This window comes from Ralstonia pickettii, from assembly GCF_000607165.1.
GTDB classification, from domain to species: domain Bacteria; phylum Pseudomonadota; class Gammaproteobacteria; order Burkholderiales; family Burkholderiaceae; genus Ralstonia; species Ralstonia holmesii.
Genome location: NZ_JFZG01000003.1, coordinates 280,565 through 303,222 on the forward strand (window position 1 = coordinate 280,565; position 22,658 = coordinate 303,222).

At 62.8% G+C, this 22,658-nt stretch carries 17 protein-coding genes and 1 tRNA gene; 13 read left to right on the forward strand and 5 right to left on the reverse strand.

Translation table 11 applies throughout. The annotated features are described in order from the left end of the window. Position 1 precedes the first annotated feature (1 nt). From polA to BG83_RS0101985, 4 genes are all read left to right on the forward strand, one after another. On the forward strand, positions 2-2,815 hold the full coding sequence (gene polA, locus BG83_RS0101970) for a DNA polymerase I (RefSeq protein ID WP_024975147.1): 2,814 nt from the start codon (positions 2-4) through the stop codon (positions 2,813-2,815). Positions 2,816-3,022: 207 nt separating this feature from the next. Beyond that, positions 3,023-4,357 carry an NAD(P)/FAD-dependent oxidoreductase gene (locus BG83_RS0101975; protein WP_024975148.1) on the forward strand — a complete coding sequence of 445 codons (1,335 nt, stop codon included), beginning with the start codon at positions 3,023-3,025 and terminating at the stop codon, positions 4,355-4,357. Between the two features lie 108 nt (positions 4,358-4,465). Continuing rightward, complete coding sequence (locus BG83_RS0101980; RefSeq protein ID WP_024975149.1) at positions 4,466-5,344, forward strand: dienelactone hydrolase family protein; 879 nt, start codon at positions 4,466-4,468, stop codon at positions 5,342-5,344. A 148-nt stretch (positions 5,345-5,492) separates the two neighbouring features. Then, on the forward strand, positions 5,493-6,299 hold the full coding sequence (locus BG83_RS0101985) for a ZIP family metal transporter (RefSeq protein ID WP_024975150.1): 807 nt from the start codon (positions 5,493-5,495) through the stop codon (positions 6,297-6,299). A gap of 70 nt (positions 6,300-6,369) precedes the next feature. Here BG83_RS0101985 and BG83_RS0101990 read toward each other — a convergent pair whose 3' ends face one another. The 3 genes from BG83_RS0101990 to BG83_RS0102000 all read right to left on the reverse strand — a co-directional run bounded on the left by BG83_RS0101990 (position 6,370) and on the right by BG83_RS0102000 (position 9,466). After that, positions 6,370-7,257 carry a sulfurtransferase gene (locus BG83_RS0101990; RefSeq protein ID WP_024975151.1) on the reverse strand — a complete coding sequence of 296 codons (888 nt, stop codon included), beginning with the start codon at positions 7,255-7,257 and terminating at the stop codon, positions 6,370-6,372. Positions 7,258-7,278: 21 nt separating this feature from the next. Then, positions 7,279-8,268: a DMT family transporter gene (locus BG83_RS0101995; RefSeq protein WP_024975152.1), complete on the reverse strand. Its 990-nt coding sequence runs from the start codon at positions 8,266-8,268 to the stop codon at positions 7,279-7,281. A gap of 100 nt (positions 8,269-8,368) precedes the next feature. Further along, positions 8,369-9,466, reverse strand: coding sequence for an aromatic ring-hydroxylating oxygenase subunit alpha (locus BG83_RS0102000; RefSeq protein WP_024975153.1), 1,098 nt, complete (start codon positions 9,464-9,466; stop codon positions 8,369-8,371). Between the two features lie 414 nt (positions 9,467-9,880). On the opposite strand from BG83_RS0102000, the gene BG83_RS0102005 reads away from it, so the two are divergent. The 4 genes from BG83_RS0102005 to folE2 all read left to right on the forward strand — a co-directional run bounded on the left by BG83_RS0102005 (position 9,881) and on the right by folE2 (position 14,089). Then, positions 9,881-10,168, forward strand: a complete 288-nt coding sequence (locus tag BG83_RS0102005; protein WP_024975154.1) for an exodeoxyribonuclease VII small subunit — start codon at positions 9,881-9,883, stop codon at positions 10,166-10,168. Continuing rightward, the gene (locus tag BG83_RS0102010) at positions 10,165-11,064 is read left to right on the forward strand and encodes a polyprenyl synthetase family protein (RefSeq protein WP_024975155.1); all 900 of its coding nucleotides are present in this window, start codon (positions 10,165-10,167) and stop codon (positions 11,062-11,064) included. Before BG83_RS0102005 ends, BG83_RS0102010 begins: the two co-directional genes overlap by 4 nt. Positions 11,065-11,120: 56 nt before the next feature. Further along, positions 11,121-13,031 carry a 1-deoxy-D-xylulose-5-phosphate synthase gene (dxs, locus tag BG83_RS0102015; RefSeq protein ID WP_024975156.1) on the forward strand — a complete coding sequence of 637 codons (1,911 nt, stop codon included), beginning with the start codon at positions 11,121-11,123 and terminating at the stop codon, positions 13,029-13,031. 251 nt (positions 13,032-13,282) lie between these two features. Continuing rightward, entirely contained in the window at positions 13,283-14,089 is an 807-nt protein-coding gene (folE2, locus tag BG83_RS0102020; RefSeq protein WP_024975157.1) for a GTP cyclohydrolase FolE2, read from the forward strand. 46 nt (positions 14,090-14,135) lie between these two features. On the opposite strand, the gene tsaD is transcribed toward folE2, so the two are convergent. Next, entirely contained in the window at positions 14,136-15,179 is a 1,044-nt protein-coding gene (gene tsaD, locus BG83_RS0102025; RefSeq protein ID WP_024975158.1) for a tRNA (adenosine(37)-N6)-threonylcarbamoyltransferase complex transferase subunit TsaD, read from the reverse strand. Positions 15,180-15,274: 95 nt separating this feature from the next. On the opposite strand from tsaD, the gene BG83_RS0102030 reads away from it, so the two are divergent. The 3 genes from BG83_RS0102030 to dnaG all read left to right on the forward strand — a co-directional run bounded on the left by BG83_RS0102030 (position 15,275) and on the right by dnaG (position 18,932). Further along, a complete protein-coding gene (locus BG83_RS0102030; protein WP_024975159.1) occupies positions 15,275-16,498 on the forward strand; it encodes an NAD(P)/FAD-dependent oxidoreductase in 1,224 nt (407 codons plus the stop codon). A gap of 132 nt (positions 16,499-16,630) precedes the next feature. Beyond that, positions 16,631-17,080 carry a GatB/YqeY domain-containing protein gene (locus tag BG83_RS0102035; RefSeq protein ID WP_024975160.1) on the forward strand — a complete coding sequence of 150 codons (450 nt, stop codon included), beginning with the start codon at positions 16,631-16,633 and terminating at the stop codon, positions 17,078-17,080. Between the two features lie 40 nt (positions 17,081-17,120). After that, positions 17,121-18,932, forward strand: a complete 1,812-nt coding sequence (gene dnaG, locus BG83_RS0102040; RefSeq protein WP_024975161.1) for a DNA primase — start codon at positions 17,121-17,123, stop codon at positions 18,930-18,932. A 108-nt stretch (positions 18,933-19,040) separates the two neighbouring features. On the opposite strand, the gene BG83_RS29785 is transcribed toward dnaG, so the two are convergent. Beyond that, positions 19,041-19,421 carry a hypothetical protein gene (locus tag BG83_RS29785; RefSeq protein ID WP_235193144.1) on the reverse strand — a complete coding sequence of 127 codons (381 nt, stop codon included), beginning with the start codon at positions 19,419-19,421 and terminating at the stop codon, positions 19,041-19,043. Between BG83_RS29785 and rpoD the strand changes: the two genes are divergently transcribed. Next, positions 19,414-21,738, forward strand: coding sequence for an RNA polymerase sigma factor RpoD (gene rpoD / locus BG83_RS0102045; protein WP_235193145.1), 2,325 nt, complete (start codon positions 19,414-19,416; stop codon positions 21,736-21,738). The genes BG83_RS29785 and rpoD overlap by 8 nt on opposite strands. A gap of 108 nt (positions 21,739-21,846) precedes the next feature. Beyond that, positions 21,847-21,931, forward strand: a tRNA-Ile gene (locus BG83_RS0102050). The last annotated feature ends 727 nt before the right edge of the window (positions 21,932-22,658 follow it).

Below are 22,658 nucleotides of genomic sequence, written 5' to 3' on the forward strand. Positions count from 1 at the left end.
AATGTCGGAAAGTCAAGAAACGCTGTTGCTCGTCGATGGCTCGAGTTATCTATACCGTGCCTATCACGCACTGCCCGACTTGCGAAACGGAGAAGGGTTTCCTACGGGGGCCATCTACGGCATCGTGAACATGCTGCGCAAACTGCGCAACGACTACCCGGCCAAGTATAGCGCTTGCATTTTCGACGCCAAAGGCAAGACCTTTCGCGACGACCTCTATCCGGCCTACAAGGAGCATCGCGCGCCCATGCCCGATGACCTGCGCGCGCAGATCGAACCGATCCACGAAGCCGTACGGGCATTGGGTTGGCCCATCCTGGTGGTGGAGGGCGTCGAGGCCGACGATGTGATCGGTACCCTGGCCGAACGGGCGGCTCGCGAAGGCGTCCGGACCATCGTCTCAACGGGTGATAAGGACCTGGCCCAACTGGTGAATGACCATGTCACGCTGGTCAACACCATGACCAACGAAACGCTTGATCCGGCTGGCGTGCAAGCCAAGTTCGGCGTGCCGCCCGAACGCATCGTCGACTATCTTTCGCTGATTGGCGACACCGTGGATAACGTGCCGGGGGTGCCCAAGGTCGGCCCGAAAACCGCGGTGAAATGGTTGTCGGAATTCGGCACGCTCGACAACGTCATGGCGCGCGCGGGCGAGATCAAGGGCGTGGTGGGCGACAACCTGCGCAACACGCTGGAGTGGCTGCCCAAGGGCCGCGAGCTGCTGACAGTGAAACTCGACTGTGACCTCAGCAAAGAAGTGCCGACATTCGATGCACTGATCGATGGCGGCGAAGACAAATCCAAGCTCGTCGATTTCTTCTCCCGATACGGCTTCAAGACGTGGCTGCGCGAGGCCTCCGGAGAAGCGCTGCCCGATACGCGCAGCGTGGGTGCCGCGCGCAAGGCCGCGACGCCAGTGAAGAACTACGCCGGCGAGGCTGCGCAACTGCAAGCCCAGGCCAACCTGTTCGACGTGGAAGCGCCGCCCGATGAGGTCAAGTATGAGACGGTGACGACTGAAGCGCAGCTCGAATCATGGATGCAGCGCCTGGATGAAGTGGACCTCGTCTGCATCGATACCGAGACGACGTCCATTGATCCGATGCTTGCGCAATTGGTTGGCATTTCGCTGTCGGTCAAGCCGGGCGAGGCTTGCTACATTCCGGTGGCGCATCGCGGCCCTGATGTGGCAGGGTTTGATGCTGCGGCGCAGCTCTCAAGAGACACCGTGCTCGCGCGCATGAAGTTGTGGATTGAAGATGAATCGCGCAAGAAGGTCGGCCAGCATCTGAAGTACGACGCGCATGTGTTTGCCAACCACGGCATCGCGCTGCGCGGTATCGAGCACGACACGATGCTCGAATCGTACGTGCTCGAATCCCACCGCAATCACGGCATGGACGCACTCGCCGAACGCGTGCTGCACTTGAAGACGATCACCTACGAAGCTGTGTGCGGCAAGGGTGCCTCGCAGATCGGCTTTGACGAGGTGCCCCTCGATCGCGCGACCGAATACGCGGCGGAGGACGCCGATATCACGCTGCGTCTGCATCGCACGCTGTTCCCCAAGGTGGCCGAAGACGACAAGCTGCGCTACGTCTACGAGCAGATCGAAATGCCGACCTCCATCGTGCTGCAGAAGATGGAACGCAATGGTGTGCTGATCGATGCCGACCGCCTGGCCAAGCAGAGCAACGAGCTGGGCTTGCGCCTGATCGATCTGGAGGCCGAGGCGCACAAGCTGGCGGGTCAGCCGTTCAACCTCGGCTCGCCCAAGCAGATTGGCGACATCTTCTTCAACCAGATGAAGCTGCCGATCATCAAGAAGACGGCGAGCGGCGCGCCCTCGACCGACGAAGAGGTGCTGCAGAAGCTGGCCGAAGACTATCCGCTGCCGAAGCTGCTGCTCGATTACCGGGGCCTGGCCAAGCTCAAGTCCACCTACACCGACAAGCTGCCGAAGATGGTCAACCCGCGCACTGGCCGGGTCCACACCACCTACGGTCAGGCGACGGCAGTGACCGGGCGCCTGGCCTCGACCGATCCGAACCTGCAGAACATTCCGGTCCGTACTGAAGAAGGGCGACGCATCCGCGAGGCGTTCATCGCGCCGGAGGGCAGCGTGATCGTGTCGGCCGACTACTCGCAGATCGAACTGCGCATCATGGCGCATCTGTCGCAGGACGAAGGCCTGATGCGTGCGTTCCGTGAGGGCCAGGACGTGCACCGGGCAACGGCCGCCGAAGTGTTCAACGTGACGCCGCTGGAGGTTTCACCCGACCAGCGCCGTGTGGCGAAGGTCATCAACTTCGGCCTGATCTACGGCATGAGCGCGTTTGGGTTGGCCAGCAATCTGGGCATTGGGCGGGACGCCGCCAAGCTCTATATCGACCGCTACTTCGCCCGCTACCCCGGTGCCGCAAGCTACATGGAAGAAACTCGCCAGAGCGCGCGCGAGCAAGGCTACGTGGAGACTGTTTTCGGACGTCGCCTGTGGCTGCCGGACATCAACGGCGGCAACGGCCCACGCCGTCAGGCTGCCGAGCGCGCCGCCATTAACGCGCCGATGCAAGGTACGGCGGCTGACCTGATCAAGCTGTCGATGCTGGCAGTGCAAGGCTGGCTCGAAGCCGAGGCAATGCGCTCGCGCCTGGTTATGCAGGTGCACGATGAACTGGTGCTGGAAGTTCCGCAGGACGAACTGGCCGTGGTGCGCGAGCGCCTGCCCGAGCTGATGTGCAGCGTCGCAACTTTGCGCGTGCCTTTGGTAGCCGAAGTTGGCGTGGGTACCAACTGGGAAGAGGCGCACTGACGCAATCGCTTGCCGCGTGAGCGCTACCCCGTGAAACAAGGCGTGGCGCGAGTTTGCCTGCCGAGGCAGCCTGCGGCGGGCCGTGGCATGCGGTTGTCATGATTCGCCATATCCATGCGTGCGGGGTTGCGGTGAATTTTGCGTTGCAGCAGACTGCACCTGACAGATCACGTGATCGACAAGATTCAACGGCTCCAGGAGAGGCACATGGCAGGGCAGACGGATGGCGCAGGCGGGGCGAACGGGCCGCGCATTGTGGTGGTCGGCGGGGGCGCTGGCGGGTTGGAACTCGCAACGCGGCTGGGCGACAAGCTCGGCAAGCGCGGCGCAGCCCAGGTGATTCTGGTCGACCGTAACCCCACACACATCTGGAAACCGCTGCTGCATGAAGTCGCCGCCGGCAGCATGGATCCGAACACCCATCAGCTCGAATACGCTGCACAGGCGCGCTGGCACGGCTTCGAATTCCAGCAGGGCGAGCTGAAGGGCCTCGATCGCGTCGCCAAATCCATCATTGTGTCCGGATGCGTTGACGCTGACGGCACCGAGGTGCTGCCCGAGCGCGCCATTTCGTACGACACGCTGGTGCTGTCCATCGGTAGCGTGACGCATTTCTTCGGCGTGCCGGGCACGGCCGAGCACGCCATCGCCCTCGACACCGCATGGCAGGCCGAGCGCTTCCGCCGCAGGCTCATCGCAGCGTGCATGCGCGCACAGAACGGCATGGGCGATGCTCGGCCGCAGGTGGACATCGCCATCGTCGGTGCGGGTGCCACGGGCGTGGAACTGTCGGCAGAGTTGCGCAATACCGCCCACGTGTTGGCCGCTTATGGGCTGCACAAGTTGGACCCGCGCCACGACATCCGCATCCATTTGATCGAGGGCGGCCCGCGCATTTTGCCGGTGCTCAAGGAGCGTATTTCGGCTGCGACCACCAAGCTGCTGCACAAGCTCGACGTGGATGTCATCACCAGCGAACGTGTGACGGAAGTCACCGCCAGCGCCGTCAACACGGCCAGCGGCAAGTCCATTCCGGCGGATCTGACCGTGTGGGCTGCTGGCATCCGTGCACCGTCAGTGCTGGGCGAGTTGGGGCTGCCGGTGAACAAGCTGGGTCAGATTGTCGTCTCGCGCACGCTGCAGGTGGAAGGCGACGACTCGATCTACGCCTTTGGCGATTGCGCAAGCTGCCCGTGGCCCGAGGCGTCGACCAGCGTGCCGCCGCGTGCGCAGGCCGCGCATCAGCAGGCCACCTATCTGTTCGACGCGCTGCGCAAGCGCATGGATGGCAAGCCGGTCCAGCCGTTCGCGTTCAAGGATCTTGGTTCGCTGGTGTCGCTCGGCCATTTCAGCGCGGTCGGCAGCCTGATGGGTGGGCTGATCGGCGGATCGATGTTCATCGAAGGCCTGATGGCGCGGCTGATGTACACGTCGCTATATCGCATGCACGTTCTGGCACTGCACGGTTGGGTGCGCATGTCGGTGGATACGGTCATGCACTGGCTGCGCAGCAAGACGAATCCGCGGGTCAAGCTGCACTAGGCGGTTCCTTGTGCTCGCACCGGATGCCTGGCTCGGCAGCAATGCATCCGCTTCGGTAGACTAGCCGCTTCGTTCACCGTAGCCGCCCGTGGGCGCGAGGAGAGTGCGATGCAGCTAGATGCAGAAGTGGAGAGCCTGGTACCCGGCCGCAGCTTTGACCGTCGCGGCTTCATGAAGACAGCACTGGGCTCGGCCTTTGCGGCGGCGGTGCTACCGGTGTCGGCGCAGACTATCCATACCGATTTCAATGGGCTGACGGCGGGCGAGGTGATCGTGCCCGTGGGCGATTTCAAGATGCCGGTCTATCGCGCTCAGCCAGAGGGCAAGACGAAGCTGCCGGTAGTCATCGTCGTCAGCGAAATCTTTGGCGTACACGAATACATTGCCGATATCTGCCGGCGCCTTGCAAAGGTGGGTTATCTGGCGATCGCGCCTGAGTTGTTTGTGCGCCAGGGCGACCCGCGTGCCTATGGCACGGTCCAGGAAACCGTCGCCAACGTGGTCTCCAAGGTGCCGGATTCCCAGGTGGCGGGCGATATCGACGCGACGATCGCCTGGGCCAAGGAGAACGGTGGCGACGCAGCGCGTATCGGCATCACCGGTTTCTGCTGGGGCGGGCGTCAGGTCTGGTTTGCCGCGGAGCGCAATCCCAGCATCAAGGCTGCAGTGGTGTGGTACGGGCCGCTGAAGGGCAATCCGAATCCGCTGCAACCTGTTTCGCCAATCGACAACGTCGACGAGTTGAAGGCGCCCGTGCTGGGCCTCTACGGCGCGAAGGACACCGTGATCACGGAAGATGTGCGCGACACGATGAAAACCGCGTTGGAAAAATCCAAGAACCCTAAGGCACACGCGTCGCGCATCATCGTGTACCCGAATTCCGGCCATGCGTTTCACGCCGATTACCGTCCGAGCTATGTGAAAGCCGACGCGGAAGATGGCTGGAAGAAGTGCCTCGCCTGGTTCAGGGATCACGGCGTGGTTTAGCACCTCAACGCGTCGAACACGAAAGGCCCCCAGTAACTACCTCGGGCTTTTTCTTTTGGCTGCGCTGGCAAAGGTCGATAAAGCGGCATACAATTCGCCCTTCTTGCAACTCTGTTGCGTTTATTGGCTCCCGCTGCGTCGCCCCTGCATGACCTTCGATACCACCCTGTTAGGCATTCTCTTGGCCACCGCGCTGTCTGGCATCGGCAGCATGGCAGGCGCCGCCGTGCTGTCATTGACGGTGCTGTCGCGCATGGTCGATCGGATGGTCAGTTTTTCGGTGGGCGTGCTGCTGGCCACGTCGTTGCTGCATTCGTTGCCGGAGGCGTTCGAAGTGCATCGCGGCATCGAGCCCAACACGCATGCATTGTTCGCCACGTTGCTGGCCGGGCTGCTGGGTTTCTTCCTGCTGGAAAAGATCTCGCTGATCCGCCATTCACACCACCACGAGGGCGATGGTCACGGCCATCACCACGGCCATGACCGGCAGGAAGCGGGCCGCAGCGGCCTGATGATCCTGGTGGGCGATGGCCTGCATAACTTTTCGGACGGCATCGTCATTGCCGCGGCGTTCCTGGCGGACACCAAGGTTGGCATCGTCACCGCGCTGGCGATTGCCGCACACGAGATTCCGCAAGAGATTGGCGATTTCATGGTGCTGCTCAACGCCGGATTTTCCAAGACGCGCGCCTTTGTCTACAACCTGCTCTGCAGTGTTTGCGCGCTGGTGGGCGCGGTGCTCGGCTATTACCTGCTGGACCGCCTGACGTCGTGGATTCCATACGTGCTGGTGGTGGCGTCGAGCAGCTTCATTTACATCGCCGTGTGCGATCTGATGCCGCAGATGAAGCGCCGGCCGCGCTGGCAGGAATCGGCGGTGCAGGTCGCTTTGATTGCGGCGGGCATCGCAATGATCTTTCTGCTGACCGAAGGTCTGCACGGTCACGCGCACTGAGGTGCCGCATTCGCTTCAAGAAAAAAGCCCGGTCGATGCCGGGCTTTTTGCTGTGCACCAGATTTGCAGATTACGGATTCGGCCCGGTTACCACGGGGCGCGATGGGTCGCTGCACCACTCGCTCCATGAGCCGGCGTAGAGCGCCGCGCCCGTCAGGCCGGCAATCTCCATGGCCAATGCGTTGTGGCAGGCCGTCACGCCGGAGCCACATTGCAGCGTCGCATCTTGCGGCCGGGCACCGGCCAGCACGCCGGTAAAGTCGGCGCGCAATTGTTCGGCAGGCTTGAAAGTGCCATCGGGCTGCAGGTTGTCGCGGAAGAAACGGTTGCGTGCACCCGGTATGTGCCCGCCGACGGGATCCAGCGTTTCGTTCTCGCCACGGTAGCGGTCGGGGGCGCGGGCATCGACGACGGGCTTGTCGGCGTGGCCCAGGTATTTCTGCACGATATCCGCAGTCACCATCTGTACGAGCGAGGGCTTGCGCGTGATGTTGCCGGGCGTGGCGTTGAGCTGCGGTTCTTCGGGCACGATCTGGTCGACAGGGAAGTGCGCAGCTTCCCAGGCCTGCAGGCCACCATCTAGCACGGCCGCATCGGCATGGCCGACCCAGCGCAGCAGCCACCACAGGCGCGCGGCGTACATGCTGCCCTGGCGGTCATACGCGACGACTTGTGTGTCGTCGTTGACGCCGAGCGCCTGCAGGCGCGCAACCAGCGCTTCTGCATCGGGCAGCGGGTGGCGGCCGTTGGTGCCGGTTTTCGGGCCCGACAGTTCGTTGTCGAGGTGCATGTAGAACGCGCCGGGCACATGGCTGGCGTGGTATGCATCACGCCCAGCGGCAGGGTCGGCGAGGTCAAAACTGCAGTCAATGACGACCACCGCTTCGGGCGCGCTGTGCTGCAGTGCGGCCAGTTGCGGTGCGGTGATGAGGGTGGCGTAGTGAGCGCGTTCGCTCATGGCGGCAATCTCCAGGGTCGATCAAACTTCCGGGTGAATCTCGGCTTCCGGGCCGGACACGGCTGTCTGCGGCGTCGGATGCTCGGTGCCCGACTGACGGGCGCGCATGACGGTCGTCACGATGCCGCTGCCGATGATGAGTGCCATGCCCGCCCACGACAGCGCGTTCAAGTGGTCATTCCACAGCAACATACCCCACCCACTCGCAAAGACGATGCCGGTGTATTGCAGGTTAGCAGTCAGCAGCGTGTTACCGCGCTTGTAGGCGCGGGTCATGGACGTCTGGCCGAGGGTCGCCAAGAGACCCACAGCCAGTAAGAGGCCCGCGCCAGACCATGTGTGAGGCTGTGCACCGCCGATGAGCATCCACACACCGCCGGCAATTGCGCTCAGCAACGAAAAATAGAACACGATGCGTGCTTCGTTCTCACCCAGGTCGCCCAGTTGACGGACCTCCACATAGGCGAGGGCCGTGAACACGCCGGAGACGAGCCCGATCATGCCGCCGGCCAGCGCAAGCTGCGATCCGCCCACGCTCGGTTGCAGCAGGCAGATCACCCCCACGAACGACATAACGATGGCCACCACCATGCGCCGGTCAGCACCACCGGGCTTGCCCGCCAGCGCTGCACCTGCGCCAATGATGAGCGCAATCCACACCGGCGACATGTAGTTCAACGTCATCGCGGTCGCCAGCGGCAGCAGGCTGATGGATGTGAACCACAGCAGCAGCGAAGTCACCCCGAACACGCTGCGCTTGATATGCGACAGGAAGTACGGCGTGCGTACGCCTTGCCCCGAGCGTTGGAGGATCGTGCCCATCAGCACGACGCCGATGATGCTGCGGTAGAACACGATCTCGCCGGTGCTGTAATGCGCCGAGGCCAGTTTTACGCACACGCCCATCGCCGAGAAGGCGAATGCGGCGAGGATCATCCACAGCGATTGGCGAGAGGAGCTCTCGGCCGTCTGGGCGGCAGTCTGAGCAGCGGTTGCAGTGTCGGCAGGCATGGTGAGAGGGCGAGGGCGAAAAAAAACGGTGCGGCCTGTGAGGGCTGCACCGTTCCTATTGTGACGCGGAAGGCGGCGGATGCCTACCTTCAGTCGTCGCCTAGTAGTCCATCACGCGCCGATACCACTCGTGGAAATGCTGCATGCCGTCCTCCATGGGCGACTGGTACGGGCCGACTTCGCTCGTGCCGCGCTTGAGCAGCGCCAGGCGCCCGGCGTCCATGCGCTCGGCAATCTCGTCGTCCTCGATGCACGTTTCCATGTAGGCAGCGCGCTCGGCTTCAACGAATTCGCGCTCAAACAGCACGATTTCTTCCGGATAGTAGAACTCGACCACGTTGCGCGTCTTGGTCGGGCCCATCGGATGCAGTGTCGAGACTACCAGCACGTTCGGATACCACTCGACCATCACGTTCGGGTAGTACGTGAGCCACACTGCGCCGTACTTCGGCATCTCGCCGTTGTTGAAGCGGAGCACGGCGTCATGCCACTTCTGGTAAGCCGGCGTGCCGGGTTTGCGCAAATTGGCGTGAATGCCGACCGTCTGCACGCTGTGCCACTCACCAAACTCCCATTCCAGGTCGTCGCACGAGACGAATTGGCCCAGGCCTGGGTGGAAGGGCACGACGTGGTAGTCCTCGAGGTACACCTCGATGAAGGTCTTCCAGTTGTAGTTGCAGTCGTGCACCTCGACGTGGTCGAGCATGTAGCCGGAAAAATCGAGATCACGCGCCACGCCCAGGCGCGCAAGGTCTTCGCGCACGTCGCGCTTACCCTCGAACAGCAGACCGTTCCAGTTCTGCAGCGGCGAGCGCGACAGATGCACGCATGGTTGCTTCTCGAAGTGCGGTGCGCCCAGCAGGTCGCCCTGCAGGTCGTATGTCCAGCGATGCAGCGGGCAGACGATGTTCTGGGCATTGCCGCGCCCATTGAGCATGATTGCCTGCCGATGCCGGCACACATTGGAGAGTAGTTCGACGCCGTTCGGATTGCGCACCAGCACGCGGCCTTCGGCCTCGGCGGCAAGCGTGTGATAGTCGCCAACTTCCGGGACCATCAGCTCATGGCCGACGTAACCGGGGCCATGTTTGAACAGACGTTCGATTTCAGTTTGATACAGCGCCTCGTCGAAGTAAGCAGAGACGGGCAACTGGGTTTCAGACGGCACTAGATTCAGTGCGGCGCTGAGATTGGACATTATCCCCACTCCCAATAACGGTGAAAGCAGTGAACAACCCAACCATCGACAAGATCGATTTGGGAAAGGACGCCATCGGCAGGTGGCCTAGGGTCTGTTGAGGTAGGAAACGAGCGCTTGCTGGCCCCCGCTTGGGCCAACGACCATACGTTCAATGGGCCAACAGACCCAAACCATCGTGCGGAGCGGCGTACACCGGCCCGGCCTTTGGAGGAAAGGGGGGGATTGTACCCCAGGGAAATTGATAAGTCCCTGATTTTCGAACCCTTTCCGCTTCCAGCCGCCCGACCGTCAGGCTGACGATGCCCCGCCTTGCCAGCGCAGACCGCTGTCCCGTGCCTTGCGGGATGTGCGCGGAACGCACGCGGAATTGCCGTAAAATGCCAGATTGTCCTTTTCTGATTCGCAATCGGCATGCCCCGTGCCTCAAACGACGCCTCCAGCAGCGCGTCCGCCACTCCCTCCGCTACGCCGGCTTCCTATGAAGCGGCCATGGCGGAACTCGAAACCCTCGTCGCCAGCATGGAATCCGGTGAATTGCCGCTGGAAGCCTCGCTTGCGGCGTATCGACGCGGGGCGGAGCTGGTCAAGTACTGCCAGCAGGTGCTGGAGCGCGTCGAGCAGCAGGTACGTGTGCTTGATGGCGATGCCCTGAAGCCGTTAGCCGACGACAGCAGCGCGAACGAGCAGGGCGATGCATGAGTGATTTCGCCCAATGGATGGCGTCCGTCGTTGCGCGGACGGAAGGCGCGCTTGAGCGCGCGCTGCCGGCCGAAACCGTCTCGCCGCAACGTCTGCATGCCGCCATGCGTTACGCCACGCTGGGTGCAGGCAAGCGTGTACGCCCATTGCTGGCGCACGCCGCTGGTGCGCTGGGTGACGCCTCGGCTGAGGCACTCGACGGAGTGAGCTGCGCGGTGGAGATGATCCACGCCTATTCGCTCGTTCACGACGATATGCCGTGCATGGACGACGACGACCTGCGCCGCGGCCGCCCCACCGTGCATCGCGCCTATGATGAAGCGACGGCCCTGCTGGTGGGTGATGCCTTGCAGACACAGGCGTTCATTGTGCTGGCTGAGTTGGGCGCGGTGAGCCCGGCGACGCGGGCAGTGCTGGTGGCTGAATTGGCACGCGCTTCCGGTTCGCTCGGCATGGCGGGCGGTCAGGCGATCGATCTGCAAAGCGTCGGCATAGCGCTGTCGCAGGATGAATTGGAGGCAATGCACCGCATGAAGACCGGTGCGTTGCTGCGGGCGAGTCTGCGGATGGGCGCGCTCTGTGCTGGCGTGAATGCCGCTGCGTTGGAGCAGGTTGATGCCTATGCGGGCGCGGTCGGTCTTGCGTTCCAGGTGGTCGATGACATCCTCGATGTGACCGCCGATACCGCCACGCTGGGCAAAACCGCCGGCAAGGACGAGGCCAACGACAAGCCGACCTACGTGTCCATCCTCGGGCTGGACAAGGCCAGGGCGCTGGCCGACGAGCTGCATGCCGCAGCGGGTGCGGCGGTCAAGCAACTTGCCCGCGAACTGGGCAAAGCCCGTACTGATCGATTGGTCGAAATGGCCGACCTGATCGTGCGGCGTGGCCACTGAACAACATTGCATAGACGGTAGAAGTCTTTGCCAAAACGCCTGAGCGGCGGTCCCACATGACGTACGAACTTCTGAACACCATCGACGATCCGGCCGACCTGCGCCGACTGGACCGCCGCCAACTCGGGCCGCTGGCCAACGAGCTGCGCGCCTTCGTGCTCGATTCCGTCTCTCAAACGGGCGGGCACCTGTCGTCGAATCTGGGCACGGTCGAACTGACCATCGCGCTGCACTACGTCTTCAACACGCCGGAAGACCGCATCGTGTGGGACGTCGGTCACCAGAGCTATCCGCACAAGATTCTGACTGGCCGCCGTGACCAGATGGGCTCGCTGCGCCAGTTGGACGGCATCTCCGGCTTCCCGCGCCGCAGCGAGAGCCCGTATGACACCTTCGGCACCGCGCACTCGTCCACGTCGATTTCGGCTGCGCTGGGCATGGCCCTGGGCGCCAAGACCAAGGGCGAAGACCGCGTCGCCATTGCCGTGATTGGCGATGGTGCGATGAGCGCCGGCATGGCCTTCGAGGCGATGAACAACGCGGGCGTCTATAAAGACCTGCCGCTGGTGGTCGTGCTGAACGACAACGACATGTCGATCTCGCCGCCGGTGGGGGCGTTGAACCGCTATCTGGCGCGCCTCATGAGCGGGCAGTTCTACGCGGCCACCAAGAAAGGCGTTGAGAAGCTGCTGTCGGTGGCGCCGCCGGTGCTCGAGTTTGCCAAGCGCTTCGAGGAACACACCAAAGGCATGTTCGTGCCGGCCACGATGTTTGAGGAGTTCGGCTTCAACTACATCGGCCCGATCGACGGACATGATCTCGAATCGCTCGTGCCGACGCTGCAGAACATCCGCCAGCGCGCGCGCGAAGGCGGTGGCCCGCAGTTCCTCCACGTCGTTACCAAGAAGGGCCAGGGCTACAAGCTGGCCGAGGCTGATCCGATCCTTTATCACGGCCCGGGCAAGTTCAATCCGCAAGAGGGCATCAAACCTTCCGGGCGCCCGGCAAAGGTGACTTACACACAAGTGTTCGGCCAATGGCTGTGCGATATGGCGGCGGCCGACAAGCGGCTGGTGGGTATCACGCCGGCCATGCGCGAAGGCTCCGGGATGGTGGAGTTCGAGCAGCGCTTTCCGGATCGCTATTACGACGTCGGCATCGCCGAGCAGCACGCCGTCACCTTTGCAGGCGGCTTGGCGTGCGAGGGGTTGAAGCCTGTTGTTGCCATCTATTCGACGTTCCTGCAGCGCGGCTATGACCAGTTGATCCACGACGTCGCACTGCAGAACCTGCCGGTGGTGTTTGCGCTGGACCGCGCCGGTCTGGTCGGTGCAGACGGCGCCACGCACGCAGGGGCTTATGACATTGCCTACCTGCGTTGTATCCCCAACATGATGGTGATGACGCCGGCCGACGAGAACGAATGCCGCCAGCTGTTGAGCACCGCGTTCGCGCAGGACTGCCCGACAGCAGTGCGCTATCCGCGTGGTGCCGGCACGGGCGTGGCGGTGCAGCCGACGCTGGAGCCGCTGCCGTTGGGCAAGGCTGAAGTGCGTCGCGCTTCCACGGCTCCGGCAGGCCAGCGCGTGGCGATTCTGGCGTTTGGTTCAATGGTTGCCCCGGCTTCGGCAGCGGCTGAGCGTTTGGACGCGACCGTCGTCAACATGCGCTTCGTCAAGCCGCTCGATGTGGCCTGCGTGCTGGAAATGGCCCGCACGCACGATTACGTGGTCACCGTGGAGGAAGGCTGCATGATGGGCGGTGCAGGCAGCGCCTGCCTGGAAGCGCTGGCTGCCGCAGGTGTCGCTACGCCGGTAATGCAGCTCGGCCTGCCCGACCGCTTTGTCGACCACGGCGATCACGCTGCGCTACTGGCGCAATGCGGGCTGGATGCCAACGGCATCCTCGCCTCCATCCGTGAGCGTTTTGCCGTACAACCGCGCGCTGCAGCCCCGCGCGTCGCCTGAGTCACCTTTGGCTTTCGACTCATAGGCAGAATCAATCACCCGTATTGCATCCACGGGTATGAGTAGTTGACTGCAGAGGTAGGAAATTTCTTTTACACTCCGCCAGTCTTATTTGTGAATTGTGTGCGCAGTCGCGGGATTGGCCGATTCGATCACTTGAGGGGTGGTCACCGTCAGCCAGGTTCCGCGGTTTCACACTCGTTGCGTGCCGGCCGACTGCGATGGCCGGGCGACCGTAAAGGAAACCGATCATGAACGATATGAACCCAGCTTTCGCGATGCCGGACGTGCAGTCCAGCCACGATACCCGCCAGATCCCCATTCAGCGCGTTGGCGTGCGCGGCGTGCGTTACCCGATGTCGCTGCAGACCCCCTCGGGCGTGCAGAACACCGTCGGCACGTACAACCTCGATGTGCATCTTCCGGCCGACCAGAAGGGCACGCACATGTCGCGCTTCGTCGCGCTGCTCGAAGAAGAGCGCGAGCCGCTGAATCTGGCACAGTTCCAGTTGCTGCTGGAAAAGATGCTGGAGAAGCTCGAAGCCGACGCCGGCCGCATCGAAGTCCACTTCCCGTATTTCGTCAGCAAGACCGCCCCGGTGTCGGGCGTGCAGTCGCTGATGGACTATGAAGTGACGATGATTGGCGAAGTGCGCGACGGCCACACCAAGGTCCGCGTCAAGGCGCTGGTGCCCGTGACGAGTCTGTGCCCGTGCTCGAAGAAGATCTCGCAGTACGGCGCGCACAACCAGCGCTCGCACATCACGATCGACGCCGAGCTGGCCGCCGATACGCCGGTCGAATCGCTCATTCGCATGGCCGAAGAAGAAGCATCGTGCGAACTGTGGGGCCTGCTCAAGCGCCCGGACGAGAAGTTCGTGACCGAGCGTGCATACGAAAACCCCAAGTTCGTGGAAGACCTTGTGCGCGATATCGCCATGCGCCTGAACCAGGACGACCGCATCGTCGCCTACACGCTGGAAGCCGAGAATTTCGAGTCGATCCACAACCACAGCGCCTATGCGCTGATCGAGCGCGACAAGCGCACCGATAAGTAATCGACGCTGCGTCCAAAGAAAAAGCCGCTCCACCGAGCGGCTTTTTTCATGCTTGCTGGATACGGATGTCTTCGAGGTCCCAGCGTGGTGTAACGCCGTAGCCGTAGCCGTCCTGCACCTGGGTGGGGTCAGCCTGCAGCCGCATTGCGCCGGCAAAAGCGATCATCGCGCCGTTGTCGGTGCAGAACTGCAGGTCGGGGTAATAGACGCGCAGGCCGCGCTTTTTGCCCTCGGCGTTCAGGCCATCGCGCAACTGGCGGTTGGCGCCCACGCCACCCGCCACGACAATGCGCTTGAGGCCATGTTCGCGTGCCGCGCGCAGCGTCTTCTTGACGAGCACTTCGACGATGGCGTCGACAAACGCGCGGGCAAGGTCGGCGCGCGGCTGGTAGCAGGTCTCGCTGTCGGTCAGGTTGAGCTTGCGCACTTGTGTGAGCACCGCGGTCTTGAGGCCCGCGAACGAGAAATCGAAGTTGCCCGAATGGAGCATCGGCCGAGGCAGGTCGAATACGCCCGGGTTGCCGAATTCGGCCAGGCGCGACACGGCCGGGCCGCCCGGATAGCCGAGGCCGAGCAGCTTGGCGGTCTTGTCGAAGGCTTCGCCCGCGGCGTCGTCGAGCGTCTCTCCAAGCAGCGTGTACTGGCCGACGGCATCAACGCGCATCAGCTGCGTATGCCCGCCCGAGACGAGCAGCGCCAGGAACGGAAACTCAGGCCGGTCTGCCTCCAGCAGGGGCGAAAGCAGATGCCCCTCCAGGTGATGCACGCCCACCAGCGGTTTGCCGAGCGCAAACGCCAGCGCATTCGCCACCGAGGCGCCCACCAGCAGCGCGCCGGCCAGCCCCGGGCCTTTTGTATAGGCAATGGCGTCAATGTCCGCGCGCGTGGCGCCGGCCTTGCCGAGCACCTCTTCCAGCAGCGGAATCACGCGGCGGATGTGATCGCGCGAGGCCAGCTCGGGCACTACACCGCCATATTCGCGGTGCATGGCGATCTGCGAATACAGCGCATGCGCGCGCAGGCCAGCCGCCGTGTCATACAGGGCGACGCCGGTTTCGTCACAGGAGGATTCGATGCCGAGGACCAGCATGGCAAGCGGGAGTGAGGAATTGCAATGGGAAGGCCGCCGAAGATAGCACAAGTTAAAATGCGCGGTTTCTTCAAGAATAGGGCGGCGCAGCCATCATGATGCGGTGCGATGTAGCGGTGATCGGCGCGGGCGCGGCCGGAATGATGTGCGCGGCGGTGGCCGGGCAGCGCGGCGCCCGCGTTGTGCTGATCGATCACGCGACGAAACTGGCCGAAAAGATTCGCATCTCCGGCGGTGGGCGCTGCAACTTCACGAACGTCAACGCGGGGCCGGCCAACTACCTGTCGAACAACCCGCATTTCAGCCGTTCGGCGCTGGCGCGGTACACGGCCCAGGACTTCATCAGCCTCGTTTCCAGCTACCGCATCCCGTATCACGAGAAGCACAAAGGCCAGCTCTTCTGCGACGACAGCGCCGAAGACATCATCCGTATGCTCGAAACGGAATGCGAGCGGGGCAATGTGATCTGGCGAACCGGTTGCTCCATCGCCGAAGTTGGCAAGGACGGCGAGGGCTATCGCCTGTCGACCAGCGCGGGCGAGATCGTCGCCAACAAGGTAGTGATTGCCACAGGCGGCCTGTCCATCCCCAAGATCGGCGCGACGGATTTTGGGTATCGCATTGCACGGCAGTTTGGGTTGAAGATCGTGGAGACGCATCCGGCGCTGGTGCCGCTCACCTTCAATGCCGAGCATTGGGCGCCGTTCTCGGTGTTGTCCGGTGTGTCGATGGAGGTGGACGTGTCCGTTGCGCAGCCTGCGGGCAAGGGCGGTCGCAAGGGCGGCGCCACGACGTTCCGCGAAGACTTGCTGCTTACCCATCGCGGGTTGTCCGGCCCAGCCGTGCTGCAGATCTCCAGCTTCTGGAATGCAGGTCAGCCGCTTGTCATCGATCTGCTGCCGGACGCTGACGCCGCGCAATGGCTGTGCGATGAGAAGTTGGGCTCACGCAAGCAGCTCGGGACGGTGCTGGCGCAGCGCTTGCCGGAACGCGTCGCGCAGGCGTGGTGCGCCACGCACGGTGCCAACCCGCAGGCGCCGATTGCCGAGTTGCCGGACAAGGTGCTGCGCGTGCTGGGCGGCGCGCTCAACCGCTGGGAGCTGACGCCTTCCGGCAGTGAGGGCTATCGCAAGGCCGAAGTGACGCGCGGTGGGGTCGATACGCGGGCGCTGTCCTCCGCCACCATGGAGGCGCAATCCGTACCCGGCCTGTACTTCATCGGCGAGGTGGTCGACGTGACGGGCTGGCTTGGCGGCTATAACTTCCAGTGGGCGTGGGCCTCGGCCGTGGCGGCGGGGGAGGCAGCCTCCGCCCGCTGATCCCCCACGGATCGGTCCTGGAACTGTTTGGGTTCTGTGCTACGATCAGTGATCCATTTTTCAAAGTTTGCAACCCGCTGGACCAGCCGTCCGAGCGGGTTTTGCCGTTTATCGGAGTTCGGAATGTCGCAGTTGTCGCTCAAGGCACAGATCACGGAAGACATGAAGGCCGCCATGCGCGCCAAGGAAACAGATCGTCTGGGCACGATCCGTCTGTTGCAGGCTGCCATCAAGCAGCGCGAGGTGGACGAACGCATCGAACTGGATGACGCCGCCGTGCTGGCTGTGATCGACAAGATGCTCAAGCAGCGCAAGGATTCCATCACCGCATTCGAGCAAGCCGGGCGTGACGATCTCGTCGCCAAGGAAACGGCGGAGGTGGCCGTGCTGCAGGTCTATATGCCCGCGCAACTGTCGGAAGCCGAAGTTGACGCCGCGGTGCGTGACGCCGTGGCCAAGGCTGGTGCAACTGGCCCGCAAGACATGGGCAAGGTGATGGGCATCCTGAAGCCGGCCCTGGCCGGCCGCGCCGACATGACGCAAGTCTCGGCACGCGTGAAGGCCGCCCTGGCGGGCGCCTGAATCCCCTCCACATTCGCAGCATCCAAGGGGCGCACCCCGCGTGATCCCGCAGCCGTTCATTGACGACCTGCTCAACCGCGTCGATATCGTCGACGTGGTGGGCCGTTACGTGCAGTTGAAGAAGGGCGGCGCCAACTTCATGGGGTTATGCCCCTTCCATAACGAGAAGTCGCCGTCGTTCTCGGTGTCGCCCACCAAGCAGTTCTATCACTGCTTCGGCTGCGGCGCGCACGGCTCGGCCATCGGTTTCCTGATGGAGTTTTCTGGGCAGTCGTACGTCGAGGCCATCAAGGACCTCGCGCAGTCCGTCGGCATGGTGGTACCTGAAGAGCGCGGTGGCATGCCGCCCGCCGCCCGCGCCGAGCAGCAAGCCAAGACCGTCGCGTTGGGTGACGTCATGGCCCGCGCCTGCGAGCACTACCGCAAGCAATTGCGCAGCGCACCCAACGCCATCCAATACCTCAAAGGCCGCGGCCTGACCGGCGAGATTGCTGCGCATTTCGGCCTCGGCTATGCGCCCGACGATTGGCAATCGCTCGAAGCCGTGTTCGGTCCGTATCGCGAAGACGCCACCGCAGCACCGCTCATCGAAGCCGGGCTCGTCATCGAAAGCGAGAAGACCAGCGCCGATGGCTCGCACCGCCGGTACGACCGCTTTCGCGATCGCATCATGTTCCCCATCCGCAATACCAAGGGCGTGGTGATCGGCTTCGGTGGCCGGGTACTAGGGCAGGGCGAACCGAAATATCTCAACTCCCCCGAAACGCCGCTGTTCAGCAAGGGAACCGAGCTGTACGGCCTGTTCGAGGCGCGCAACGCCATCCGCGAGTTCGACTACGTGCTGGTCGTGGAAGGCTACATGGACGTGGTCGCGCTGGCGCAACTCGGGTTTGCCAATGCGGTGGCAACGCTGGGCACGGCCTGTACACCGATCCACGTGCAGAAGCTGCTGCGGCAGGTCGATACCGTCATCTTTTCGTTTGACGGGGACAGTGCGGGGCGCCGGGCTGCACGCCGTGCGCTCGAAGCCTGCCTGCCGCACGCCACCGACAACAAGACCATCAAGTTCCTCTTTTTGCCCTCCGAGCACGATCCGGACAGTTTCGTGCGCGAAGAGGGCACCGAAGCCTTTGCCCGTGAAGTGCACAACGCCATGCCGCTGTCGCGCTTTCTGCTGCAGGCCGTGACCGAGGATCTCGACCTCCGTCAACCCGAGGGACGTGCCCGCGCGCAATACGAAGCCAAGCCGCTGCTGAGTGCCATGCCCGCCGGCGGCCTGCGCCTGCAGATCGTGCGCGGCCTGGCCGACATGACCGGTACCACGCCTGCCGACATCGAAGCGCTGTGTGGCCTTCGCAGCGACCCGGCCCAAGCGGGGCGCATGACGCAGAAGCGGCCCCGCGTGGCGCGCACTGCACCCACGGCGCTGGAGCAGAAGGTGCTGCGCTTGCTGATGCGCTATCCCGCGCTGGCGGCGCGGCTCGACACCGATGCCCGCACCCAGTTGACTGCGCCCCAATTGCCCCAAAGTGAGATCTTGGCAGGGTTGCTGGCCGAATGCGATGCCGTGGGTCCAGAGGTGCACTTTGGGGCCTTTGTCGAGCGTCTGGGTCAGACTCCCTATGCCGAAGCCTTTGCCGGGCTGCGTACCGCCGTGCTTCAGGACGACATCGAACTGGAGCCGGCCATTTCCGAATTTGATACCGCCGTACAAAAGATGCTCGCCGAGCCACTTAAGCGCGAGCTGGAGCTGTTACAGCGCAAGATGGAAGCCGGCCATGCTGGCGACGAAGACAAGGAGCGCATGCGCTGGTTGGTGGGCGAAATCAGCCGCCGTCGGCAGCTCGTGTAGCGCATAAGCCGCAGAGCCAAGCTCCAAGCGGGGCGGGCAATTGCGGGTAGCCCCTTGATTTTTCAGGCGAAAACCCGATTTTCGTTTAGACCGGCTTGGTCTGGCGTGCTAGAATAGCCGGTTTGGATTGCAAGTCCTTTTTCCCATTTTTGGGGGAGTGAGCGTGCCCATGGTGAAGGTGAAGACCTCCGCGAAGGCCGGTTCCAAGGCCAGTCCTGCTTCTGTTTCTGCCAAGCGATCCTCATCGGCGCGCGGCTCCGGAGGAGGAAAGACACCAGCGGGAACGGCGAAAGTCGCGAATGGTCGGACCCATATGGGGCAGGCAGCATCGACAGGGGTGAAGGCCACTGCGCCGGCAGAGACGGGGAAAACCCAGCCGCGCCAGACCGCCGATATCGCCGTCGCAGCCAAGACTGTCAAACCGACAGCGCGCACAAAGGGCGCGATCCAATCTTCAACCTCAGGCAAGGTCTCGACGTCGATGAGCACGAGCGCCAGACCTGGCGGCACAGCCGCTTCCGTCGCACTCAAGGGCAAGACAACCACCGTGGCGAAATCGAAAGTTACCGAAGTCGAGAGCAAGCAGACCACTGCCAGCGCAAGCGCAACCAAGACGGGTACCGCTCGTACCAGCACCGCAGCCAAGCCAGCTAAGGCAACCGCGGAAGACACCAAGCGCACCGCCCAGGCAGAGGCCACCCCCACAACTCCTCCTGCGCCCCGCGCCGAGGCAGCAGCCGAGCCCAAGAAGCGCGGCCGCAAGCCCAAGGCAGAGACGCAGGCAGACGACGACAGCAGCACGGACGTGACTGAAGAATTTGACACCCCCGCCGCTCCGGCACCGAAAACCGAAAAGCTGAAGGCCCGTGACCGCAAGGCCAAGGAAAAAGCCCTGCTCAAGGAATTCGCTGCCTCGCAGCAAGGCGGTTCGGAAGAAGAGCTCGAGGCCCGCCGCCAGAAGCTCAAGGCGCTGATCAAGCTGGGCAAATCGCGCGGCTACCTGACCTACGCTGAAATCAACGACCATCTCCCCGACGACATGGTCGACGTGGAGTCGCTGGAAACGTTGGTCGCCACGCTCAACGACATCGGCGTTGCCGTGTATGAGCAGGCGCCGGACGCTGAAACGCTGCTCCTGAACGACAACGCACCTTCCGTGACCACGGAAGAAGAGGCTGAAGAAGAAGCTGAAGCCGCGCTGTCGACGGTTGACTCCGAATTCGGCCGCACGACCGACCCGGTGCGCATGTACATGCGCGAAATGGGCACGGTCGAGCTGCTGACGCGCGAAGGCGAAATTGTGATCGCCAAGCGCATCGAAGCCGGCCTGAAGGACATGGTCATGGCGATCTCGGCGTGCCCGGTGACCATCTCCGAAATCCTCGCCATGGGCGAGCGCGTTGCCAACGACGAAGCCAAGATCGACGAGTACATCGATGGCTTGATCGACCCGAACGCTGAAGCCGATGCAGCCGCTGCTGCTGAGGAAGAAGAGGAATTCGAAGAAGAGGAGGCCGCAGAAGAGGGCGACGAAGAGGAAGACGAGGACGATGAAGGTGCTGGCGCTGCCGCAGCCTCGGCCCGTCAACTCGAAGAGCTCAAGCAGGCCGCGCTGGTCAAGTTTGGTGTGATCGGCGAGCAGTTCGACAAGATGCGTCGTGCTTTCGAGAAGGAAGGCTACAAGTCCAAGCCTTACGTGAAGGCACAGGAAGCCATCCAGGCCGAGCTGATGACGATCCGCTTCACGGCACGCAACGTCGAGCGCCTGTGCGACACGCTGCGCGGCCAGGTGGACGAAGTGCGCAAGCTCGAGCGCGCCATCCTGAACATCGTGGTCGACAAGTGTGGCATGCCGCGCGGCGATTTCGTTGCGCGCTTCCCGGGCAACGAGACCAACCTGAAGTGGATCGAGACCGTGGTGGCTGACGGTAAGCCGTACAGCACCATCGTCGAGCGTAATGTGCCGGCCGTGCACGAACTGCAGCAAAAGTTGATCGACCTGCAGGCGCGCGTGGTGCTGCCGCTGACCGAACTGAAGGACGTCAACCGCAAGATGTCGGAAGGCGAGCGCCGCGCCCGTGAGGCCAAGCGTGAAATGACCGAGGCCAACCTGCGTCTGGTGATCTCGATCGCCAAGAAGTACACGAACCGCGGTCTGCAGTTCCTCGACCTGATCCAGGAAGGCAACATCGGCCTGATGAAGGCAGTGGACAAGTTCGAATACCGTCGCGGCTACAAGTTCTCGACGTACGCCACGTGGTGGATCCGTCAGGCCATCACGCGTTCGATCGCCGACCAGGCGCGCACCATCCGTATTCCGGTGCACATGATCGAGACGATCAACAAGATGAACCGCATCTCGCGTCAGATCCTGCAGGAAACCGGCAACGAGCCGGATCCGGCAACGCTGGCCGAGAAGATGGAGATGCCGGAAGACAAGATCCGCAAGATCATGAAGATCGCGAAGGAGCCGATCTCCATGGAAACGCCGATCGGTGACGACGACGACTCCCATCTGGGCGATTTCATCGAGGACACGAACACGCTCGCCCCGGCCGAAGCGGCGCTGCATGGCTCCATGCGCGGCGTGGTGAAGGACGTGCTCGATTCGCTGACGCCGCGCGAAGCCAAGGTGCTGCGCATGCGCTTCGGTATCGAAATGAGCACCGACCACACGCTGGAAGAAGTCGGCAAGCAGTTCGACGTGACCCGCGAGCGTATCCGTCAGATCGAGGCGAAGGCACTGCGCAAGCTGCGCCATCCGAGCCGTTCCGACAAGCTGAAGAGCTTCCTCGAGGGCAGCTGATTCTGTAGCGAAGCAGGCGATTTTCCGAGTGGGCTCGCGCCCACTTTCAGGTAAAATCCCGCACCAGGCCCGGCCTAAGCGCCGGGTCTCTTTTTTTCCCGTTTCACAGGGCCGGACGCCGTGCTGGTTGCAGGCAGCGGACTCATAATCCGCCTCCGAAAGGACACCGTGGGTTCGAATCCCACCCGGCCCACTATCTTTTCCTCTCCCGCCTTTTTCCCTTCATCCGCGTTTGCATGCCGATTTTATCTGGCAGCTTTCTCTCGCCTTGCTTGCGTTATTGTCGCGGGATCGTATTTTGCTACCCCAGTGAGTCTTGGCGAAATATATTCATTTCGAAATAATTGAATAACACCGCATTGCGTTGGCATTCCCCCCGACCGGAGGGGGGAGTTTAAAACGCTTCAAACGAAACGGTTTCATTCCCTCGTTTGAAAAGCTGTCAAACCGCGCCGCGCCTGCTTGCGCGGGGGATTGCAGCCGCTGTTTTGAATGAAATCTCTATTTACTTCATACCCTGGGCAGACCATAGTTTCGGCCATAACGATAAGTAAATAGCCAGTAGCGTATCCTTCGGAGACACAGGATGTTACGCATTCAAAACGGGCCCTTCCGACATTCCGCTTCTGCGCGTGCCCCCGCGCGTCATCGCCATCGTCGTCACTGCAGCAGCGGTGGCGAGGCTCGTCCACGCTAGCAGCATTACCTCGATTGTTCTTGGGATCGGCACCCAGCCGATCTGCGTGATACCCGGCAAACCATCGGGTAACGCGGCCAAAGCTCGTCCGTCGTTTTTGTAGTTTGCAGGTCGATCTGCCGACGGGGCAGGTCGTGCGCTGTCGGCTGTCGTTTGCCGGCAGGCGGGGGTATTGACCGGCTGTTGCACACATTCGCCGGCCCAAAACACAACAAGTTCCAAA

Coding starts and splice junctions, on each gene's coding strand:
- BG83_RS0101975 (WP_024975148.1), top strand. CDS start 3,023: ATGGCAGGGCAGACGGATGGCGCAGGCGGGGCGAACGGGCCGCGCATT.
- tsaD (WP_024975158.1), bottom strand. CDS start 15,179: ATGCTGGTCCTCGGCATCGAATCCTCCTGTGACGAAACCGGCGTCGCC.
- rpoD (WP_235193145.1), top strand. CDS start 19,414: ATGAGCACGAGCGCCAGACCTGGCGGCACAGCCGCTTCCGTCGCACTC.
- BG83_RS0101985 (WP_024975150.1), top strand. CDS start 5,493: ATGACCTTCGATACCACCCTGTTAGGCATTCTCTTGGCCACCGCGCTG.
- BG83_RS0101990 (WP_024975151.1), bottom strand. CDS start 7,257: ATGAGCGAACGCGCTCACTACGCCACCCTCATCACCGCACCGCAACTG.
- BG83_RS0102000 (WP_024975153.1), bottom strand. CDS start 9,466: ATGTCCAATCTCAGCGCCGCACTGAATCTAGTGCCGTCTGAAACCCAG.
- folE2 (WP_024975157.1), top strand. CDS start 13,283: ATGAACGATATGAACCCAGCTTTCGCGATGCCGGACGTGCAGTCCAGC.
- polA (WP_024975147.1), top strand. CDS start 2: ATGTCGGAAAGTCAAGAAACGCTGTTGCTCGTCGATGGCTCGAGTTAT.
- dxs (WP_024975156.1), top strand. CDS start 11,121: ATGACGTACGAACTTCTGAACACCATCGACGATCCGGCCGACCTGCGC.
- BG83_RS0102005 (WP_024975154.1), top strand. CDS start 9,881: ATGCCCCGTGCCTCAAACGACGCCTCCAGCAGCGCGTCCGCCACTCCC.
- BG83_RS0101980 (WP_024975149.1), top strand. CDS start 4,466: ATGCAGCTAGATGCAGAAGTGGAGAGCCTGGTACCCGGCCGCAGCTTT.
- BG83_RS0101995 (WP_024975152.1), bottom strand. CDS start 8,268: ATGCCTGCCGACACTGCAACCGCTGCTCAGACTGCCGCCCAGACGGCC.
- BG83_RS0102010 (WP_024975155.1), top strand. CDS start 10,165: ATGAGTGATTTCGCCCAATGGATGGCGTCCGTCGTTGCGCGGACGGAA.
- BG83_RS0102030 (WP_024975159.1), top strand. CDS start 15,275: ATGATGCGGTGCGATGTAGCGGTGATCGGCGCGGGCGCGGCCGGAATG.